17 protein-coding genes are annotated in these 22071 nt (G+C 51.6%); all 17 read right to left on the bottom strand.

Features of this window, described 5'->3' with window-relative positions; translation table 11 throughout:
• Window positions 1–88: 88 nt before the first annotated feature.
• On the bottom strand, window positions 89–1162 hold the full coding sequence (locus ACFOLF_RS36245; protein WP_210040142.1) for a Gfo/Idh/MocA family protein: 1074 nt from the start codon (window positions 1160–1162) through the stop codon (window positions 89–91).
• A 4-nt stretch (window positions 1163–1166) separates the two neighbouring features.
• Window positions 1167–2165 carry a Gfo/Idh/MocA family protein gene (locus tag ACFOLF_RS36240; protein WP_210040143.1) on the bottom strand — a complete coding sequence of 333 codons (999 nt, stop codon included), beginning with the start codon at window positions 2163–2165 and terminating at the stop codon, window positions 1167–1169.
• Window positions 2166–2168: 3 nt separating this feature from the next.
• Window positions 2169–2969: a phytanoyl-CoA dioxygenase family protein gene (locus ACFOLF_RS36235; RefSeq protein ID WP_210040144.1), complete on the bottom strand. Its 801-nt coding sequence runs from the start codon at window positions 2967–2969 to the stop codon at window positions 2169–2171.
• A 160-nt stretch (window positions 2970–3129) separates the two neighbouring features.
• The gene (locus ACFOLF_RS36230) at window positions 3130–4740 is read right to left on the bottom strand and encodes a helix-turn-helix domain-containing protein (RefSeq protein WP_210040145.1); all 1611 of its coding nucleotides are present in this window, start codon (window positions 4738–4740) and stop codon (window positions 3130–3132) included.
• On the bottom strand, window positions 4718–6478 hold the full coding sequence (locus tag ACFOLF_RS36225) for a sensor histidine kinase (protein ID WP_210040146.1): 1761 nt from the start codon (window positions 6476–6478) through the stop codon (window positions 4718–4720). Before ACFOLF_RS36225 ends, ACFOLF_RS36230 begins: the two co-directional genes overlap by 23 nt.
• A gap of 137 nt (window positions 6479–6615) precedes the next feature.
• Window positions 6616–8343, bottom strand: a complete 1728-nt coding sequence (locus tag ACFOLF_RS36220; RefSeq protein ID WP_210040147.1) for an extracellular solute-binding protein — start codon at window positions 8341–8343, stop codon at window positions 6616–6618.
• A gap of 57 nt (window positions 8344–8400) precedes the next feature.
• On the bottom strand, window positions 8401–9300 hold the full coding sequence (locus ACFOLF_RS36215; RefSeq protein ID WP_210040148.1) for a carbohydrate ABC transporter permease: 900 nt from the start codon (window positions 9298–9300) through the stop codon (window positions 8401–8403).
• A 12-nt stretch (window positions 9301–9312) separates the two neighbouring features.
• The gene (locus tag ACFOLF_RS36210) at window positions 9313–10269 is read right to left on the bottom strand and encodes an ABC transporter permease (protein WP_210040149.1); all 957 of its coding nucleotides are present in this window, start codon (window positions 10267–10269) and stop codon (window positions 9313–9315) included.
• Between the two features lie 126 nt (window positions 10270–10395).
• Window positions 10396–11787 (bottom strand): glycoside hydrolase family 32 protein, encoded by a 1392-nt coding sequence (locus ACFOLF_RS36205; RefSeq protein ID WP_210040150.1) that lies wholly within the window; start codon window positions 11785–11787, stop codon window positions 10396–10398.
• Between the two features lie 777 nt (window positions 11788–12564).
• Complete coding sequence (locus ACFOLF_RS36200; protein WP_210040152.1) at window positions 12565–12990, bottom strand: SRPBCC family protein; 426 nt, start codon at window positions 12988–12990, stop codon at window positions 12565–12567.
• Window positions 12991–13058: 68 nt separating this feature from the next.
• Window positions 13059–13712, bottom strand: coding sequence for a TetR/AcrR family transcriptional regulator (locus ACFOLF_RS36195; protein WP_210040153.1), 654 nt, complete (start codon window positions 13710–13712; stop codon window positions 13059–13061).
• A 194-nt stretch (window positions 13713–13906) separates the two neighbouring features.
• The gene (locus ACFOLF_RS36190) at window positions 13907–14287 is read right to left on the bottom strand and encodes an ACT domain-containing protein (RefSeq protein ID WP_210040154.1); all 381 of its coding nucleotides are present in this window, start codon (window positions 14285–14287) and stop codon (window positions 13907–13909) included.
• Between the two features lie 143 nt (window positions 14288–14430).
• On the bottom strand, window positions 14431–15819 hold the full coding sequence (locus ACFOLF_RS36185; RefSeq protein ID WP_210040155.1) for an ABC transporter substrate-binding protein: 1389 nt from the start codon (window positions 15817–15819) through the stop codon (window positions 14431–14433).
• Window positions 15820–15951: 132 nt separating this feature from the next.
• Window positions 15952–16932, bottom strand: a complete 981-nt coding sequence (locus tag ACFOLF_RS36180) for a carbohydrate ABC transporter permease (protein ID WP_210040156.1) — start codon at window positions 16930–16932, stop codon at window positions 15952–15954.
• The gene (locus tag ACFOLF_RS36175; protein ID WP_210040157.1) at window positions 16929–17825 is read right to left on the bottom strand and encodes a carbohydrate ABC transporter permease; all 897 of its coding nucleotides are present in this window, start codon (window positions 17823–17825) and stop codon (window positions 16929–16931) included. Before ACFOLF_RS36175 ends, ACFOLF_RS36180 begins: the two co-directional genes overlap by 4 nt.
• Window positions 17822–20002 (bottom strand): DUF5696 domain-containing protein, encoded by a 2181-nt coding sequence (locus ACFOLF_RS36170; RefSeq protein ID WP_210040158.1) that lies wholly within the window; start codon window positions 20000–20002, stop codon window positions 17822–17824. Before ACFOLF_RS36170 ends, ACFOLF_RS36175 begins: the two co-directional genes overlap by 4 nt.
• A 40-nt stretch (window positions 20003–20042) precedes the next feature.
• Window positions 20043–22058 (bottom strand): YIP1 family protein, encoded by a 2016-nt coding sequence (locus ACFOLF_RS36165; protein ID WP_210040159.1) that lies wholly within the window; start codon window positions 22056–22058, stop codon window positions 20043–20045.
• Window positions 22059–22071: the final 13 nt, after the last annotated feature.

The following is a 22071-nucleotide window of genomic DNA, read 5'->3' as shown; positions in this document are numbered from 1 at the left end:
TTGCGGACATGCCCCTGGCTGCGTCCAATCAAAGAAAGGTATGAGCAGACGCAGGAAGCGTCTGACCCATACCAGATTTTATGCGTTTTCAATCAAAATAGACGGGCTTCCCGGTTTCTGCGGAAATATATACGGCTTCCAGGATGGCCGATACCACCATCGCCTCTTCCGGCTTAACAAGAGGCGATGTATCATTCACGATACTGCTGATCCACTGCCTGGCTTCATACTCGAAATCAGTCAGTTTCTCTCCTCTGAAATGCTCCCTTACGTTCGGATCAACGTCTATGACGTTCAAATATAAGCTGCCGTCCCTCTCGCCGTTAATGCGCAGGCCGTCATTAAAATCAGCGCCGCCCTTGGTGCCGCATAAATACGAGCCGTCTGACTTGGCAATGTTCAGCGCCCAGCTGGTTTCAATCGCAACCACCGCGCCATTTTTGAATTTGACATAACCGAAGGCCGAATCCTCCACTTCAAACTGCTGCGGATCCCAGGAGCCCCATTCGTTGGCTGCGTTTTCTGTATCCTTTAATTTATGGAACACGCTTCCGACCACGCTCTGCGGTTCATAGTTGTTCATCAGCCAGAGGATAAGATCGAGCGAATGGGTTCCGATGTCGATCATTGGACCCCCGCCCTGTTTCTCCTTATCCAGAAAGACACCCCAGGTGGGAACGCCTCTGCGTCTGGTGGCAACCGCTTTGGCGTAATAGATTTCGCCCAGCTCATCGTTTTCAATCATTTTCTTGAGCAGCTGCGACCGCGCCTTGCTGCGGTTCTGATAGCCGACCGTCAGCTTTTTCCCGGTACGCAAATGAGCCTCGTACATCGCTTTCGCTTCGGCGCCGGTCTTCGCCATCGGTTTCTCGCACATGACATGCTTCCCCGCCTCCAGCGCATCGATTGAAATGACGGCATGCGAAATATTAGGCGTCAGCACATGGACCACTTCAATCTCTTCCATCGCGAGCAGCTCTTTGTAATCGGTAAACACCTTCGCTCCGGGAACGCCGTACTTCTCCGCGCCTGCGCGGGCTCTTTCCTCAATCAGATCACAGAATGCGACCATCTCCACATTGTCTACCTTGGCCAGGCTTGGCATATGCTTGCCATTGGCGATCATTCCGACTCCGATTATTCCTACTTTAACAGTCCGCATCCGATCAAATCCCTCCCGGCTGCTTGAATTCCACCGTTCTTTTCTCACGGTGCGCAATATAAGCCGTTTCCAGCAGCTCCGTAAGCTTCGTTCCATCCTCCAGCCCGAACGGCATCGGTTTATCTTGGAGAATCCCGTCTACCCACTGAATCAGCGGAAGCGGCTGCTCCGCTGGAAGCTTGCGGGGGGAAACCCAACCCTGCAGCGGAGAATCCGTATGCTTGGAGGCGAATCTGACATGATCGCCGGAGATGATCAAGGTCCCTTCGGTACCGTACAGCTCGAATGCCGCCGGCGTCTGGTAGGTGACAAGACTTGTCTCCAGCAGCGCAACCGCATTGTTCATAAACTCTATGGAGCATTGGGCATTATCTTCAACGGCGCGTCCTGTGAAATAATTAAACATGGAGGTGATACGTTTCGGTCTGCCCAGAAGCCAGCTTGCCAGATACATCGGGTGGCAGCCGAGATCCATCATCGCTCCCCCGCCTGCCTGTTTCTCGTCGTACCAGTATTCGGGCAGCCAATTATTTAACGCTCCGTCGTGACCGTTGCGGATGCGCAGTAGTGTGACAGCGCCAAGCAAGCCATCGTCCACGAGCTGCTTGGCGAACAAATGATGCGGCCTTGTACGGGCGGGGAACGAGATACAGAACTTGACGCCTGCCTGCTGTACCGCGGCAGATATTTTATCGCACTCCGCAACGGTCAATGCCATCGATTTCTCCGTGAAGATATGCTTTCCCGCATGGGCGGCGGCAATCATCACTTCGGCATGCATGCTGGTAGGGGCATCGATGACGACGGCATCCACATCATCCCTCCGCAGCAGCGTATCCAGATCCGGCTCGAAATCAGCCCCCAGCTCCCCTGCCCAGGCGCGTCCCCTGTCCTTGTTCTCATCCCATACCGACGTAATGGTGACGCTTCCATGAGACTGCAGATGTTTGGCGTAACCTTCGGCATGAACATGCCACTTGCTAATCATTGCGACATTAAGCATTTGTCATCCCTCCTTATCCGGGCTATGAAACGGCAGTGCGGCGTATCCTCCGCCGAATGGCGCGTCAGGCCTAGTGTAATCCCCCATTAAGGCGCGGCGCATTGGCGTTGTTCTTGCCATGAATTCGCTGTTGTTCTCCATGCGGTCGGACGGCTTCACCCATGGCGGCGAATAGATGTAGTGCATGGTATAGCGGTCATAGTCCTCATTGTGCTCGTAGGTCCGGTGCCAGACGGCGTTATGAAATACAAGCACGGAACCGGCCGTCGCACAAATGACATGGCCGATCGGCGTATCCCCCTTCTGCTCGCGGATCGATGCGGGAAGCGGCACGGCGCTCCGGTGGCTGCCCGGAACCAGCTCCATATTTCCCATTCCCGGTTTGGTCTGATCGGTCAACAGGTAAGAGGCTCTCAGCTGCAGCAGCGGAATCGGATGGCTTAACTGATTAAAGTTGTAGGCGCCCGAGCCGTCCTGATGCCAGCCGCCCATGACGCCTCTCGCCGGCTGCCTCGTGTTCCAGCCGGATTGGACGATAAACTTGTCGCCGTATATGCCTCTGATCTTAGGCAGCACTGCCGCATGATCCATCAGTCCTTCGAGCGCCGGTTCCGTTTCATACCCGCGGCCGACCTGACCGAAGGCAGGCGTCCCGGCTGCTTTATGAACTCTCTCCGACGCCTCCAGGCATTGCTGGACTTCGTCCTTCGACAGCACATCGGGAATAATAAAATAGCCCCATGATTCAAATATAAATTTGTCATGATCCGTATAAGCCCCTGCGGACACAACCGGATTCAACATACCTCAGCCTCCTTTTCTCATTAGACGAAACGCGTAAGTTCTCAAGCAGCAAGCCGTTGTTCTACCTTTATTTTCTTCCTTTCTCCGCATCCTGGAAAGTGTAAATCCTTTAAACGGAGTACCACTCTTTTGCTAAGTCTATGCGTTGAATGGAATGACATTACAGCTTCCATACCTTGGAGCGGTACTGGCTTGGCGTCATCCCATATTGATCTTTGAACACTCTCGTAAAATAACGGTAGTTATTGTATCCGATTTGTTCCCCGATCTGGATAATCGTAAGCTTGGTCCGCTCGAGAAGTCCCTGCGCTTTCTCCATACGGAGGCGGACCATGTAGTCGATAAAATTTTCCCCCACTTCCTGTTTGAACCTCGTACTGAAATAGGAAGAGCTGATTCCGGCATAATTCGCTACCTGCTGCAGGGATATATCCCGGTTCATATTGACTTGAATGTATTCAATTCCCTTGAAAACGGGACCGCGCTCCGTCTTGTCCATCTGGATCTCGTCCATTACATAGTGAATCATGTCAGACATCTTTGTTTTCAAATCCTCCAGCGTCTCCGTTTCTTCGAACTGCTGCGGCAGACCGCTGAGCCATTCACTGCTTGCGTTCATGGATTTCAGTTCCGTCAGCTGCTTCGTCACATTCACCAGCAGCTCGCCCGTCGCCCATATAACGCCTTCCGCCGCCCCTCTTTGCTTGTGCAAAGCAAACCAATCCTCAAGCACCGCAGCAGCGGCTCCGATTTCATTCTGCTTCAAGGCAAGAGCAAGACGCTTCTCGCATTCGAAGGGATAATTGCACTCTTCATTCCAACCGGCTAGTTCTCCTAAGCCGGTAATCGATGATTTCCCTTTGAAAAACTTATGATTCAGCGCTTTTTCCGCCTCGCGGAAAGAACGGGGCAGCGCATCCGGATTATCCGCTTGCGCACTGCCGCCTACCGAAATCGACAGCTCGAATACGTTCAGGTACTGCCGCAGCGCCTCCTGGAAGCGCTGCCCGATAAACAGAGTCCATTCATCTGCGGTTATGCCCATAGAGCTTAATGGGATGATAAAGATAAATCGGTTATCGAACAAGGCAGATGAGAACAGGCAGTGATATTCCCGGGCAATCTCATTCAGAATGTTCATCACCATAAATTTGCACAGCTTCTGGTCCCGTATGGGGTGGTCGAGCAGAAACCGGGCATATTCATCGATTTCGGCAAGGATCGTAATACATGGGAAGGAAGAAGAAGCGAGATCCAATAGACGAACGCATTCCCTGTCCGAATCCGGATAAAATTGCAGCAAGGTTTGCTGCAGGCAGTGCTGAATGACCGCGCGTTCATTCTCTTTCTTCATGCTGTCTGCCTGCATCAGCTGGCTGCGGCGCATATGCTTTTCATCCAGACTCACCTTCAAGCTTTCAAATTCAAGGCACAGCTGCTCTTTGGTAATCGGTTTCAATAAATAGACCGCAACGCCCAGCTTGATGGCTTGCTGCGCGTATTCGAATTCGCCATACCCGCTGGAGATGACAACCTCGGTATCGAATCCGGCGTCGCGGATCCGGCTGACAAGCTCCATGCCGTCCATCCGCGGCATCCGAATATCTGTCATGATGGCGTCAATACGGCCGTCGGATTGCAATTTTTCCCATGCAGCCAATCCGTCCTCCACAACATCGACACAATGGAATCCGAAGCTTTCCCAATCCACTACTTTCGATAACCACTTACGAGTCGACCATTCGTCTTCAACCAGAAGCAGCCTGTACATCTGAATCCTCCTTTAACAAGGGAAGATAGAGCCTTACTTCCGTACCTTTCCCCACTGTGGATGTAAGGCTAAGTCCATAGGCCTGACCGAAATACATTTGAATCCGATTGTTGATATTTTTCAAGCCGATGCCCGAATCGGCACCATGATAGGAAATCCCTGCGCGAATACGCAATAATTGCGCCTCCGGTATCCCCGACCCATTATCCGTTATGGTAATTTCAACATTTCTGTCAATGACGTTCCCTTTTACACGTATAACACCTCCTTTGCCTCTGCTGCCAAGTCCATGCCGGATAGCGTTTTCCAGAATCGGCTGCAAAATGATTTTCAAGGTATACATCCCATACAGGCGGGGATCAATCTCCCAGACAACCTCGAAGCATTCTCCAAAACGAATGCGATGAATTTCCAAATAACATTCGGCATGATGGATTTCATCCCGCCAGGCGATCACCCGGTTTCCTTTGGAAACCGAAATGCGAAATAAATCCGATAAAATGATGACCATGCGCACGGCTGTATCGCCTTCATCCAGCTCAATCTCATTTTTAATGGAGTCTAAAGTGTTATACAGAAAATGGGGATTAATTTGTGTCTGCAAAAAATTCAATTCCAGTTCTTTAATTTTCAGCTTCTTCACGAAGTTTTCCTGGATTTGCTGGTCCAGCTGGCTGAGCATCACGTCAAAGCTCGTACTGATTACCCCGATTTCATCATTGCGCCGTTCCACGCTTTGCCTGTAGGTCACTCCTTTTCCAACGAGCAGCACCCGTTGATGCAACAGCCGCAGCCTCAGGGTGAGTCTTTGCGTAAAGAGGAAAGATAGCACAGTGAAAACGACCATGCTTATCCCGCCAACCAGGAGCAGTATATTCCGGAGCTGAATGGCACTCCCGTTCAGCGAGCTTTGCGGCACGAGCAGAAAGCTGGTCAGCTGGTTTTCACCGACGCTCTTGTACCATAAGGAATAGTTCTTCTTGTCGAGCGTCACCGCCAGCTCATTCCCCGCATCCCCTCCGCTTCGGGTCAGACGGACGATCTCCTGCGGAGCCGGTTGGCCCATATAGGCCTCCGACGAGGAATGGTACATATATGTTCCTTGATTGCCTAGAATAAATACCTGATCCGGCGCATTTCCTGACCCTGCGTCCGCAGGTGTGGGAATGATGGAGGATAATTCAATAACCATCCGCAGATAACCAAGCTTTTGAAAGGATTTCAATGAGTAAATAGGCTTGATTAAAGCATAATTGTATTTCCCGTTCTTCTCGTCGTATTGCAGCATCCACACGTCGGAATCCTGCAAATAGCCGGCATCGACGGAGTCGAACAAGGATTGAATGGGCAGCCAGTATAAGCCGTCCGAGAGCTTTCCCGATTTAAGCGAGAAGAATTGGATCGACGAAATGTCGGAGGCGCGATAGGCGAAAATATATCGGATCGTTGTCTTGATTTCCTTGTTCATCATAAAAATGCCCTTTTGGACATAGGCATCCGGGTCCTCGAAAGCATTCTGCACGACCTCGGACAAGGTTAATTGATCCGCAATGCTCTCATAAAACTTCAGATTAAAGCTTACGGTCGTATTCAGCTGCTCCAATACCTTGCGGTAGGAATCGCCCACCTGTTTGTCCACCAGCTGGTTGGCCTGGTTAAAAAAGACATAGCTGACTACCGTAATCGGGATCACGATGGTAACCAGACAAACGACCATCAGCTTATGATGAAATTTCATATACATTCACCTGCACAATTCTTAGTAGGAGCATAACCTATCAATTCGATTCTCTGCCCGGTTCCCCTTCCAATAACGGATAAAAAAAGAAGGAACAGCGGGAGCCGGATCATCCCGCCCCACCATTCCGTCAACTGTCAGCCTGCTGTATTATAGGCCCTGAATTTAATGGTCCCTGCTGCCACAGCATCATTCATCGCTTTCTCTATCTCATGAATGCCGGCCGCCTCCAATTGTTTTCTTGCCGCGTCGACAATACTGCGCGCTTCTTCTTCTGTCTTCGCATAGAAGGCTTGCTTGTTGACGTCCGCCAATTTATCGGCGATCGGCTTGATCTGTTCCCACTGCTGCTGCGATTGGGCAAATACCCCCGGGTCGTAGCCTTCCGCCAGCTCAACCCCGTTGGGCCGTAAGGTCTTGGTGATTTCCTCCACCAATTTCGTTCTTGGATCCACCTGATAGCCAAACTCTCCGCCAAGCTGGGAAAACATTCTTTTCGCTCCGGAGACATTGGCATACCCTGCATTGATGCCTTCATTGACAAGGGCATTGACCGGGTCCTCCTGCATCTTCGTGACCCATTCCGGCTTCGCGACAGGCTTGCCGTCCACCAAATCATAATGCATGCCTTCAACGCCGTAGTGTGTCAGCAGATAACCTTCGTCGGACATCAGGAAATCGAGAACCCGGGCAGCGGCATCGGGGTTTTTCGACTTCTTCGTAATCGCCACTACATCCGAGCCCTGCGATATCAATTGGGCTTTATACGGATCGCCGTTAATATCGTTCAACGGTCCAAGCGTTTCCAGCTCCGCCTCCGGATGTGCATTGACAAAGCTGCGGGTTGCATCGTAAATGGCATAATAATGGGCGGACAACACCCCATAGCGGCCCTGCGCCACCTTCTCCTGGGCAAGCGCATCGGACTGCACGAAGGCTTCCGGGTCGATCAGACCGTCTTGAAGCAGCTTCTGCATATACAGAATATAATCCATTTGGCCCTGCGTCATGAAGGTGTACTGCGCCTTGCCCTCACTGTCGAAGGAGAAGCCGCCGGAGCTGCTGTAGAACATTTTATTAATGATATCAAGCGCCCATCCGCCGTGGAATGCGCCCATCGGGATGACAGATTGACCGTTCGACGTCAAGTTGGCATCCTTGATCGCTTTTAGATAGTTGTAGAGGTCGTCAGGCGTGTGAACAGATTGGGGATCAATATCGATTTGTGCGGCAATATCCTTGCGGACGTACTGGCCATACAGCCAGTCTCTCAGGTCCTCGGGCTTCGCAGCCATTTGGGAGTACAGCATATATGATTTTCCGTCGAAATTGGCAGGATCGAAATATCGGGCCCACATATGCGGAGGAACATTCTTTTCTTCGACTGTCGCGGCCAGGTTCGGGTACTTCTGCAGATACGGCGTCAGATCGACCAGTTGATTTTCCTTCGCAGCCTTGAGGATGGCTTCCATTTCCCCTCCGCCCGCCCAGGCAGGACCCGTATAAATATCAGGCAAGTCCTGTGTTGCGAAGATCGTATTTACCTTCTCTATTTCGTTTTGCGTGACCTCGATGATTTTCAGCGTTACGCCGGTCTTTTCTTTAATCACCTTCGCAACCGGATTGTTCTCCTCATCCTCGGGGGCTGTGTTCCCGCCGTTCCAATTGGTCAGCAGCGTCAGAGTGACATCTTCGAATTGATTTCCGTCATCCGGTGCGTTTTGATTCTCGCCTGCGGTAGAATTCGGCGGTGAATTTGTTGTGTTGTTCGTTGATGAATTGTTTGTACAGGCCGTCGAAGCAGCCAATAGCAGAGCAATCGCGAGCAGAGAGAAGCTTTTTCCGCGCTTCTTTTGTCCCTTCATCTTCTTTCCTCCTTCATCAACTGGAAATCTATGATAAAGCTCCCGGGTTAGGAGCGGTTACCCCTTGATCGATCCGAGCATCGCTCCCTTGACGAAATGCTTCTGGAAAAATGGATAAATACATAAGATCGGCAGCGTTGCGGTTACGAGAATCGCCATCCGCAGCGATTCGGGAGTCGTTCTCAGCAGCTGCATGCTCATTTCCGTCGTACCGCCGCCAGAGTTGGTATTATTGCGGGTCGCATTGAGGAACGCCTCCGATTGCGTCAATAGATTCTGAAGCAGCGTCTGTACGGGAATCAGGTCTTTATTCGAGACAAAATAGGAGCCGGTGAACCAGTCATTCCAATGGAAAACACCGATAAATATCGAAACGACGGCAAGCACCGGTCCAGATAAGGGGACGATAATGCGCAGAAAAATCCGCAAATCCCCATAGCCGTCAATTTTGGCCGATTCTATCATTTCCTCGGGCAGCTGCTCCAGAAAAGTCCGCATAATGATAATGTGAAAAAAGTTGAACAGAAAAGGCAGGATGTACACCCAGAATGTATTGAACAGCCCCAATTTCTGCAGAACGATGAACAATGGGATAAAACCGGCGTTGAAGATGGACGGAATAAAGATGAAAAAGGTGAAAAAGTTTCTTCCCGGGAGCTTCCTCCTGGACAGAGCGTAAGCAGCCAGCATACATAAGCTGACATGCAGCAGGGTGCCAATGACTGTTCGAAGCAGCGTGATTTTATAGGCGTTCAGAAGCGCCGTATCCTTGAAAATTTCCCGGTAGTTCTCCAGGGTGAACTTCCTCGGCCAGAAATGAATGCCCCCCTGCATGGCGTCAATCCCTTCATTCAGCGAATAGGCCGCTATATATATGAACGGGTAGAGCGTACAGAAAGCAAACAAGCCAAGGAAGAAATAATTGAGCAGCGTAAACCATGACCATCTGATGACCATAAACAGCCCCCTCTAGAACAACGATGTTTCACTTACTTTTTTGCCGATCCGGTTTACCGTCAGAATGAGAATGAAGGCGATGATGCTTTGGAACAACCCGACTGCCGTCGCATAGCTGAGCCGGCCCTCGCGGAGCCCTGCCTGGATCACATACGTATCGAGCACGGTGCCGACCGCGGCAGTCGCGGGATTGCTCATCAGAAGCAGCTGCTCGTAGCCGGCCGTCATGAGCGTTCCGCATTCGAGGATAAACAAAATAATCGTAATGCTGCGAATCCCCGGCAGCGTCACATGCCACATCTGCCTGAACCGGCTTGCGCCGTCAATTTTGGCTGCTTCATACTGCTGCTGATCGATTCCCGCAATCGCCGCCAGATAAATAATCGAATTCCATCCGATCGATTTCCAGATATAAGAGGAAATGATCAGCGGGTAGAACCAATCCACGTTTCCCATAAAGAAGACAGGCTGGCTCCCGATCGAAGTGATCCATTCATTAACAGGACCACCGCTTGGCGTAAGCAGACGCTGCATCAGCGTAACGACAACAACCCATGAAATAAAATGAGGCAAATAGAAGATCGTCTGCACATAACGCTTGAACCACTGCTTGCGGACCTCATTGATCAGAACCGCAAGAATAATGGGAGCCGGAAATCCGATGATCACCTTCAACAAACTGATCACAACCGTGTTGCGGATAATATCCGCTGCCTGGTAATAATCGAAGAACTGTTCGAAGTATTTCAAACCGGCCCATGGGCTCCCAAGAATGCCGTCCGCGTAGTTGAACTCCTTGAACGCAAGCACCAGTCCAAATAACGGAGTATAGGAAAAAATAATGAACCAAACCAAAACGGGCAATAAAAACAAGTAAAATATGCGATGCTCCCAGATCCTCTTCCGTAAATAGGGCCAGTTTATCGAGTTAGCCGTGTGCGGCTGAGCTTCTCCCGGGACAGGCTTCATCTTATCGGCTCCCCTCCATTTGAGTATTTATTTTAAAATGTAAAGGCTTACATAAGATGATACGCCTCCTAAGCCCCTTAGGAGAAGTCTAATTATATTCAGTTAGGTACCATTATTTTCCGTATATCAGATCAAAATAGCAGGCTTCATTTGCCAAACCTCGAACCGGGGCACCGTTAGTCCGCTGCTTGCAGAGACCGTCAACCCGTCGCTATCAGCCAAGGACGGATAAATGCGCGAGGATAGACAAGCTTCATCCCCCGCAAATACTTCAATGATGGAATGGTCGACAAATAATTTCACGTCCAGACGCCCGTTTTCCAGCTCGGGAAGCTTGCCTGTGATGCAGGATTTATGCGTTCCGGGAAACAGGCTTGATCGCGACCGGTCAATCATGATAGACATTGCCGAAGGATCAATCACGATCCGGGTCTCTTCTTCTCCGCCGCTTGAACGCAAAACTGAAATCACGACTGGATCGGTCACGTCCGCCAAATCAAGCTCGGCATATGCCTCATAGGCACGGGAATGAATCCCGGTGTCATAGGGCTCTGCATGTACCGCCAACTCATGAAAGACCGAATGATCTCCACGCAGCGCGCTTAGCTCCGGAACGGGGGCCATCGCAATTTTCCCATTGTCCTTCAGACGCACCACCCGCGGCAAGGCAAGCGCGCCTGCCCAATCCAGCTGCAAGGGGAAGTCTTCTCCTCTTGAGCCTTCGGGCATCCACCCAAGCAGGATTCTTCTTCCGGAAAGATCGGTGAAGCCGGTTGAGGCATAGAACCCTTCCCATCCGCCATGGTCTGCGTAACCGGTCGCATTTGGCTGCAGCTGCAGCTGCTCATTTACCGTGCCGGTAACATAGCGCACTTCGCCGGACGGGGAGTAGAAAAGAACATACCGGTTATCGAATTTGAATACATGCGGGCATTCCCAAATGGACTCGTCCCCTTTATGAAAGAAACCCGTAAATTCCCAGTCGTGCAGGTCGCTTGAGCGGTACAAGGCAGCACAGCCCTTCCCTTCATGAACGCCGCCAAGCACCATCCGCCATCCGTCTGAGTCCCGCCACACATAAGGGTCACGCCACTCTTCGATCTTTACGTCCCCATGAATTTTTCCCGCGAGCGCGGGATTATTCCGGGATTTCTCCCAGGTTATCAAATCGCCGCTGCCGTGTGCCGTCCATTGTTCGGCTCCGGTTGTGGCATTACGCTCTCCGGTGCCGATGCTGGTGTAGAACAGCGTGACTTTCCCTTCTTCAACAACCGAGCACCCCGAATAGCAATGATATTCGCCGTGATCTATGGAGGGGGAAAGCGCCACGGGGAGGTATTCCCAGTTCACCAGATCCATGCTCTTGGCATGCCCCCAATGGATGTTTCCCCACTCGGGCTTATCCGGATTATGCTGGTAGAACAGATGGTATTCCCCGTTGTGATGAAAAGGCCCGTTAGGGTCGTTCATCCAGTTCATTTTCGATGTAAAATGAAAGACCGGCCGATAAATATCCATGATATTGCCTCCTTTAAATGTGGCGGATACCAGGATCGCGGAACAATGAAATGATCATAGTATCATTTGCCAAGTATTCCTTTTCATTATGACTATTTTCTGAGCAAAATCACAGCATCAATTCCCAGGCCGGTCTGCATCAAGAAAAAACTGTTGCTGAAAGAATCTCTTTCATAAAAACCATGCCACAAAAACAAGCACAAATCAAAAACTGCTGACAATAAACGATGTAAGCCGGGAGACAAGCGTTCCAGCCACAACAATTCGGTATTGGGCTACCACGATAATTAACGGCATTAAATAATTAATTAATGTCATTAAACAACAATTGAATAATTTGCAATAGAGCCCAGATAAGCCGTATTCTGCACTTTATCAACGCTGCATCCAGGTGGAAAACGGGCTGCTTTGATAATCAGATCCAGTAGTCCAACGTGATAAATATCCAGTGACACTTGAACGGATGACGAATTAAAAACACCACGAACATAAGAGTCCGTGGTGTGAGGATTACTTCCGGGCCGCCATTATTATTGCTGCATTTCTTCCAGCATGCGTTTTCCGGGCAATTCGGGGATCGAGCTCACGGGTCAGACGGTACGTTTCGTACAACTCATGCACCGTTATTTGATCGGGATGCTGACGTAATTCCGCTGCTCCACGTCTGTTAACGCGTGACTGCTGCAGATTCGGATGTGCTACAATAACCATTGTTTTCAAACATTTACTGCTCTTATCCCAAGGAGAAGTTAGTATCAGATCGGAAATCATATGCGTTTAGCTGGCCGGCGAGCCATTCTTAATTTCTGCCTCTATGGTCTGCTTCATTACCTCAGCTCCGCGGTCTATGCGCGTCCGGACTTCCGCAGCCCGCTCATCGGGCAAAAAGTCGGTAATCCAGACAAGCCGGGTATGGCTGCTGCTTTCTGCAAAGACCTGGAACGAAGCGTGATGATGCTTAAGCGGCATAGGTCCCTCGATTACCGCATACGCCAGCCGATATGCTTCATCATCCACGGAAACGATAAGCTCGCGCACGACAGCCCCGTTCGCAAAAGTAAGAATTCTGTTGTCGCCATCCAGTTGTGTATCGACGGTGTAGCCAGGCACGAAACGCCGATGCACCGAGCCGACATCGCTTACCGCATCCCACACTTGCTCGAGGTTGGCCTCAATCATGATTTCCTTCCGAATTGTCCCCATTTGCTTCACTCTCCTTATAATCATCTTATTTTTGATTGATATTCAAGTCAATATAAAACCAAAAAAAATTATTGGGGCTTAAATAACGAAACGGACGAGGCCACCACTTGATCCAAAACCTTCTTCAACTGCTCTCTTTGGGCCGCTGCCGGAATCCCTTGCGCGGTAAGCTCTTGCTGCACCTGATCCAGATAACTCATCCCTTGAGATACAGACCCCCAAAACTGCACAGCCATCAGACTGGCGTCACCCTGCTGAATCGTGCCCTGCTCGATACCCTTTTCAATGGCAAGAGTCATCGGATGCATGAAGTTTTTTATCCACTCGAATGGAGAAACTTCTCCTGGCGTGTACAAATGATGCACATCCAGACTGATACGCATGTAAAACCGTTGAGATACTGGATTCTCCAAAACCCGTTCGCAAACAATCTGCGCATAGTTCCTGAACAGCTCAAATGTAGAGCCCTCTTGCTCAAAGTAGGTCTTCGTAAACTGCCTGGACTCCTCCATCATGTATTCATACAGCTCGCGGAACAAAGCCTTTTTATTCATGAAATAATAGTAAACCAGACCATGCGCAAGTCCCGCTTGATCCGCTATATCCCCCATCTCTGACGCCAAGTAGCCTTTATCGACATAAACGCGGATAGCCGCCTGCAAAATTTCTTGTTTACGCTGCTTGCGGATGGCTTCATTCTGCTCTCTGGTACGTGGAGACATGTTATTATCCACCTTTTTCTTTGACTCTGATAGTAGTCAAAATTATAGAGAGAAGAATCTGTATTGTCGACCGATACCTGGACACTGCTCTATATTGCGACAACGTATCGGGACTTTCCCTCAACCGTAATACTTTTGGGGCACACTTCTTCGCGACTTTAAACGAGTCTATAATATGTGACTAATCATTATGTCTAGCTGTTGAATGTATGCCCTGCATTCTGCAGCACCAGTTTCGCCTTTGCCAGGAAATGATCTTTCATCAATATGTAATCCGTGTTATAGGTTGAAATCGCAAAAATGCTTATCTCATTTTCCGCCAAGGGACGGGCCAGCGAAGATAAGATACCCGTTAATCCGAAATCCAGCACTCCTTCTACCATGATGCATTTCCAATTATGCTCGATATCTGTTGGAGCGTCATGGGGGATATTGGAGGCAGGACATACAATAGAAAGCTCGTCATTTGTGCGTGTTATAGATAACAGTTCGCCGCTGCTTGCCCATGACGGAACCTCTTCTGTCGGAGGCAGTTTCACAATAGAAAAAAGAGTGTCCAGTATGGTCAGATTCATATTCCTTCTCCTCCTCCTGGCGTAAATTCAAGCTTATTCTATTTCGGATTATACTAGGCCCGACTCCCGGTCCGCAACTCACAATTAAAAAAGAGACTGACCTTACGGCACATGGCCCGGGTCAGTCTCCAGTCACACTGGTCTTATTGGGTTAAGGTGGCGCGAAGCTCCGTCGTCTTCTTGTTCCATGCTTCCGTTTCCGGAATAATATCGTTGATGTCGCGTTCGCCAAAAATAATTTCGTTCAAAATATTGTTCCAGTTGTATTCGCTCCATCCCGGAACGGTAGCGCCTGGCTGGATGACGGCGTTTTTCTGGGCGATTTTCACGGCTTCGATATTCTTATCCTGCCAGATAGGCGCTTGATCGTAATAAGCGGTCAGCTCGGGGTCGGCCACGGATGCGTTTGCTCCCTGATCGATCTTCCACTTCTGCGCTTCCATCGTGAATTGAAAGCTCAGCCATAGGAACGCTTCTTCCTTATGCTTCGAACCGGCCAGCAGCGAGAGCGGCCCGTAAATCGAATAACCCGGTTGACTGACTTCGCCGCGCGGGAACGGCAGTACATCCCAGTTGAACTTGGCGTTCTTTTTCAAATCCGGAAGCACCCAGTCTCCGCCGATCGCGAAGCCGGTTTTGCCGTTAATAAATTCCCTCGTTACGTTGCCCGATGCGGTTGCGGCGGCGTCGCTTTGCATCGATCCGTCTTTCGTAACGAACTCCTGAAGCCACTTCACATCATTCATCACGTCAGGCGTAGCCATCACGCTTTGCGTGAAATCCTCGTTCATATATTGCAGATTGGCCGCGTGGCCGTCCGCGATCGCTTTCGTGCTGAGCAGGCGCATCTGAATCTCGGGCTGCGTGGTGACGCCGTATTCGCCTGCGTCGGGATCCGTCAGCTTCTTGGCAATCTCGCGGAAGTCGTCATATGTCCAGTCGTTCGGCGGCATATCCACACCATGCTTGGCGAGCAGATCCTTATTTACCAGTACCCACATCGGCACATCGACCATCGGCACGGCCAGCTTCTTGTTGTTGAACGTCATGGTATCGAAAAAGCCCTGGGGCAGCGAAGCTTCCTGAAAAATCGGACTGCTGTCAATATACGGGGTCAAATCCTCAACCAGGCCATTCTGCTCGAATGTAATCAAATCCGCATCGATCTCCGTCACATCCGCAGGCGTGCCCGCAGCTTCTAGCGCAGCAATGATTTCCATTATCGACTGTCCGTTGACCGGAACCTGCTCGATCGTGATCCATGGATATTTTTTATGGAACAGCTCGTACAATTCATTGTAGGTGCCGTCCTTCCAGGAAATGAACTTAATGGTGACGGGATCATGTTCCTCCGCGACGGCCGGCTCGTTATCCGCCCCGGTGGCGCTGTTTGTGTCGCTGGTGCCGCTTGCGTTGTCAGGAGCCGCAGCATTGCCGTTCCCGCCGCTATTTCCCCCGGAGCAAGCCGTTATAATGATGGATAATATCAAGACGATACTAAGTATCCCTGCCGATTTGCGTTTGTTCTTCATTTCTTACTTCCTCCCCAAAATGGTTTCGCTTGCATTCATCTTCAAACGAAAAGCCCTAGCCGGTTGACGGCCCTCATCATCTCATGTTGTTCGGGCATCACTCCCTTCGGATCGATTCTCCTTATACACCTTCTATTCCACGATCCCGGTTCGTTCAATACCGGTAACGAACCAGCGCTGCAGGAACATGAAGATAATTATAGGCGGCAAAATGATCAGGAACGCCGCGGCCATTTTGGTTCCTTCCGTGACCGGATTATTGGTGCCGTTGGTGTTGCCCAGCAGCGAAGGATTCAGTACGTCCTCCAGATTGTCCAGGCGGATCGACAAAGGCGTGAATCCCTTGGCAAGAAACATCGACGGCTCGTAGTACATGTTCCAGTACCAGATGAATGAGAACAGAAACACGACGAGACAAGCGGACCCGGCCAGCGGCAGCATGATACGGAAGAACAGGCGGAACGTCGACGCCCCGTCCAGCTTCGCGGCTTCCTCAAGACTCAGCGGCTGTGCCCGGAAGAACTGCCGGAAGATCAGGATGAATAGCGCGCCCTTGAGGCCCTGCCCGAAGATCGCCGGAACAAGAAATACGAAGATTGAATTAAGCAGGCCGAGCTTGCTGAAAATGACGTACAGCGGAATGATGATAACCTGCGGCGGAATAAGGAAGGTCAGGATGACAAGCGCCGTAAAAAGTCCCTTGAACGGCACAGCCAGGCGGGCGAGCGCATAGCCGGTCATAGCGCAGATCAATACCTGCGCCAGCGAGCAGGACAGAGCGATCAAGGCTGTGTTTCTCAGCGCTTCCGGATACTGCAGGCCCTCAAGAGCCTTGGTGAGATTCTCCCAGGTCACCTGGCGCGGAATCCATTTGACGGTTGGATCGAGCAAGTCGCTGGTGTTTTTGAACATGGTGCTCACCATATAGAGAAGCGGCTGCAGGTACAGATAAGCAACGATGGAGAGCAGGAAGAAGATGATCAGCTTGGCAAGCAGGCCATCCGACAGATTTCGTCCCATGACCAGCATTTTGACCTTCTGGGTTTTGCGGTTCCAGACCAGCATGCGCGTTTGTTTTCTCGCTTTCTCGATCCACAGTCCGGTATTATTCATAAGTTAGCCCTCCTCGTTTTCATGCTCCGGGCGAACAGCCACAGGACGATTGCGATCAGGACGAAGATGAACCCGAAATAGATCCAGGCCAGTGCGCTGGCATAACCGTAGCCGGTATCGATCTTGAACATGTTGTCCTTGATATGCTTGAGGACCGGATTCAGCGGAAATGTGAACAGGTCGATAATCGTGTACAGGACGTTCAGGCTGATGAACGGTACGCAGGCCGGCAGTGTAATCTTCCAGAAGCTGTCCCAGGGGGATGCTCCGTCAATCCGGACCGCCTCATAAATAGATGGCGAAATGGTCTGAAAGCCTGCGATAAAGATGAGAATTTGCACGCCTGAATACCAGAGGATCAGAAAAACCCGGCTCAGAACGTCCATGACGGTCTTGGCAAATTCGGCGCCTATGTACTGCTGAACGAGCGGCTCCAGGTTGTATTGGTCAAGGAACGGGATTTCTCCCGCCCCTTGCGCGAAGAGCTCGGACAGCACCTGGCCGGTTGCGAAAATAACAGGCAGGAAGAACAGCGCGCGGTACAGGAACCGCCCAGGAAATTTCTGGTTCAGCAGCACGGAGATCAGCAGCGCGAATATGACGATGATCGGAACCATCAGCAGCGTCTGCTGGAAGTAGGTAATCAGTTCAATCGGAAAGACATTATCCTTCAGGAAGGCGTCCCGGTAATTTTGCATGCCAAGCCAGTCGTATTTGAATCCGCCGGGAACGACGGCGACTTTGTGAAAAGACATGAACAGCGACCAGCCGATCGGAATGGCGACAAACAGGCAGAAGCCAATGATCCACGGAAGCATGAACAGCAATCCCGTACCGTAAAGCTTCGAGTGATAGAGACGCGCATCCCTCTTGCTTGCTTTTACCTCGCTCATGCGCCTCCTCCCTTCTCGACCTCGAACGTTTTGGTTCCGTAATCGACGATAACTTTGGTCCCGTTTTCGTACGTTGTTGCGAACCGGCTCGCGGACAGCTTCTCATGGCGAACGATCTTCTGCGCGAACACGTTGGCGAGCGAATCGAATTTGCCGTACTCTTCGACGATCCGGCTCTCCCATTTGGCGAAGCTGCTGCTGTAGAGAAAATCCGCATCCGTGTTCTTCAGCTTGCGGGAATCGTCATGCGTGATGATGAATGAGGGAACGGCCCCGTATTCGATCGCCTTCAGAAACTCCGTCTCCGCATCGTCCCTAAGATTGCCCTCCTCGAACGAGTACGGCACATAGCCGTGCAGCACGATCGGGTAGAACGGGACGGTCTCGTCGATCATGAAATCATAGCTGGAATCATAGGGAAAATAATCGATATAATCCGTTTGTCCGATCGTATACGCATTGCCCCGTGTGACGCCGGCCGAGCCGAGCGTCTTCCTGGTATAAGCCAGAAGACCGTCGTATACGTTCTTCGTGAACTCTCGCGTCAAGATCCCCGAAGGCTCATAATCGTTGAATACCATCTCGCCAAGCCCGTTGTAATGAATGCCGGATACACCGATTTTCTTCAGCTTGTCGATCGTGCTCACGGCATTTGCGACGGTCAGAACCGGCTTGCCCAAGTACCAGCCTTCATCGATGAATGCGGTACCGTCGATGGCCCGAACGGCGTAGTTCTTGCCAGATGTCGATGAGTGCTCGTCGTACCAGACGAAGTCGTCCTGGAAGAAGACGTCGGTTCCCTCCCCCTTCATCTTCGACACGAATGCCTGAGCGGCGGACTCTCCGCCAAGCGCCGGTTCGACCGGAAAGCGCTTCTCCATGTTATAGTCGCCCTGGTTCTGCCAGCCGTAGAAAATGACTTTGGAATTCGCTACTCCCTTGCTGCGCAGGCTGTCGACGATATCCGCCGCCTGGGGGAAAGTAGTCGCAGCCACATACTGCACCTGGCTGTAGGCGATCTGATAATTGCCTCCCATGATTTTCAAATACAGCGGAATGTGATCGACCGGCTTCAGCGTTTCCTTCAATCGGCCGGTTTCTGTCAGATAGTCGCGGTATGCGTTGGCCATGCCGGTGTAATCGGCGGCTTTCCCGTCCAGAAACCGGTATTCCAATTCGCGGTCCCGGTTGAGCAGCTGCTTCTGGACCGCTTTGGCCGGAGCGGCGAGCCGGCTCATCTGATACAGATATTCCTCGCGGTAGATCTGGCTGGAATAGATGTTGAAGAAGGACGATTTCAATCCGGGCGCCATGGCGGCTATATTGGCCGAATCGTCTCCTTCGGTCAGGACGGCGAGGAACGCGTGATCGCCCTTTTTCAGACCGAATACCGGATAAGCAATATCTTCCCGCCGTTCCCCGGCCCGGGTCCAATTGGCCGTATTCGTAATTTCCGATCCGTAAACCTCATGAATATAGCCTCTGGAGATATCCGCATGGTCGGTATCGAAACGGATGAGCCCTCCGGGGCCGTCGGGTACGAACAGATAGCCATTCTCATTCACCTCCGCCGCGCCAAAATATGGGAGCAGGTCGAGGGAGAAGACGGCGTACTCCCCGTCCTCCCGAATGCCGTCCGCCGGTACGCGCACTTTTAACCCTTTGTCCGACAATTCGTATTGAATGGCGAAGCCGAGCTTCTTCTCCGGAAATGAGTAGGCGATTTGAAGTCCGGCACCGCTTCTGGTCATCACGGCTTGCGTGCCGGGGCTTTCTCCATTGAGCACTTCCCTGATCGTCTGATCCACCCCGCTTGTCTTGACATAGGTCAGGATGAATGTCGATTTGAGATTGGAGAGCAGCTGGCCCTTGACGGTTTCCTTGGTCAACTGCTGTCCGGTGGGATTGCTGGTCCACCGATAGCCGGTCCGGTTGTCGACCACGGCGATTTGCGTATTGTCCGGACGGACGTACAGCTCGTACTTGTCATTCTCCATTGCCAGTGCGAAACCGTCTGCCCCGACTGCCGGCTTCCACGCTTCTCCGTCGTACAGCGGCGCGTGAACCGGCTCCGGCACATCGATACCCGCTTCTGCAAATGTCTCCGCCGGGGTCGGCCCTCCGCCGCGGGCCGGAATGACAATCAACAATAGCACGGCGATAGCAAGCACGATCACGGATATCAGCTTTACCCGAAGGGACTGCCGCTTGATAACGTTATTGATAGAAACTCACCTCTTTGTAGAGCTGATAGAAGAAATCGTACAGGTTGAAGGACAGACCGAACACGATGAAGCCGAACAGCCAGATCGTGCCGATCGTGAATACGGTGACAGCCGTATTTTTGAGCGTCTCCAGAAAATCAAAATTATGAATGACCTGGGTCATGACGATGAACATCACCCCAAGCCACAGCACCATCGCCGAGTTCAGGGAGCCGATAATTACTTTCTCATCCAGCGTAACGATATTGGACAGAATCACGATTGGAATAGAGAAGAACAAGTATGGCGCAAGCGCATAAGTGCTGCCTTGCATGACCTCCCTGAACCTACCTTCTCCATCCTTGACGCTGCAAACGAGATAATTGGCGATGATCCAGGTCAGCCATGGAAGCACGAACAGGCCCAGCTCATTGCGCAGGTTGATCTCCATCAAATCGACGGGATGGAACAGGAAGCCGGTCCCATATATCGTCGCCAGCTTGACCCCGAATACCGCAACCAGAAGGAGGATAATTATCCACGGCGCGACGCGCGCCTCCTTCAGCCGGTAAAAGCCCTGATAGGGATGAATCATGACGTAACCGAAGTTCCGCAGATCGGCAAGCGGCCTGCTCCATGCAGGCGGAAGCGGATGTCTGCGCAGGAGCCTGCGGATACCCTTCATGCCAAAATGGATCAACAGTCCCAGCCCGACCAGGCATAGGAACATGACCACGAAGTGTGCCTGAAGCCATTCCAGCCGGATTTGCCAGAACGCTTTGGAATAACCGTCCGTATCGAATGCCGTCTTCATGAACTTCAGCGCTTCGCCGTCATTATTCTCATGCAGGTAAACCTTGCCGAGCCCCTGGAACGTGCCGTTGTACATGTCATTGCGGGCGTAAACCCGGTCCCAGTAAGGCTTGCTCTCTTCATATTTGCCATCCGTGTAGAGCACGAGCGCCTGGAGGACGTCGCTGCCGAATTCGGTGCGGACGTACTTGTGCACGGTCTTGGTCAGGCTGTCGGATATCCAAATTCCATTATGCGAATCGACGCCGATGCCTGTCGGATAACCGAGGACGCCGTACTGCTGCGTCTCCTTGTCGACGAGTCCGAACGCAAACAGCGCATTGCCGCTGCGGTCGTACAGATTAATACGCTCTGAATCCAGATCGACATTGTACAGAAACCCGTCCTTGTCGACCGCCATATCCACAATGCCGTGGCCGTTCTCCAGTGTTTTGTTCTTGAAGGCGTCCACGCCCCCGGCATTCAGCTTGCGGATCGCTCCCTGGCCGAAGCCGGCCGCTGTTGACGTATAGATGAAGCCGTCGTCATCAAGCGAAATATTCGTAATCGGTCGGGGCAGGCTGGCCGTCTCCTTCGCCAGCTGCTCCTTGTTGAGAATCAGCTTCTTCAGCCAGTTAAGCAGCGTCTGCTGCGCCTTGTTGGCGCCGAAATAGCCCATGAACTCTCCATCGCCGTTCAGACGGACAAGACCTTGATAGGAGGAATTCAGCGCAATGTACATCACGCCGCGGCGGTCGACGACGAGCTTGTTCGGCACGAAGTGCTCGGAGCCCAGCAGAGCCGAATCCGGCTTCTTGTATTCGCGTTCGAACGCGCCGTCCGAATCGAACACCGCAATTCGCTGATTGCCGGCATCCGCCACATAAACAAGACCTTCCGGGGTGACGAATACACCCTCGGGCGAGCTGAGCTGCCCGATCCCTTCCTCATCTCCAATCGTCCTCTCCAGCGAACCGTCATTGTTCAGCACGATGACCTGGCCCAGCTCCTTGTCGGCCACATACACCTTATCGTCCGCTGCCACATGCAGATCGACTGGCTCACCGAAGCGGGCGGAATAGGCATCGGCCGGCGTATAAATCGGCTGGATCCGGAACCACGAGGACTGATTGCTGTCGAAGTAGCTGGTTATATAGGGAAGCCGGGCATACATGGTATCAGGCACGGCGAGCAAGGCCGTCGCTGCCACAAGCAGGCAAGCAATCCATTTCTTCATCACTTCAGACTTC

The organism is Paenibacillus sepulcri (assembly GCF_042647105.1).
Lineage (GTDB): Bacteria > Bacillota > Bacilli > Paenibacillales > Paenibacillaceae > Paenibacillus_Z > Paenibacillus_Z sepulcri.
This window is presented reverse-complemented; position numbering and strand designations above follow the sequence as displayed.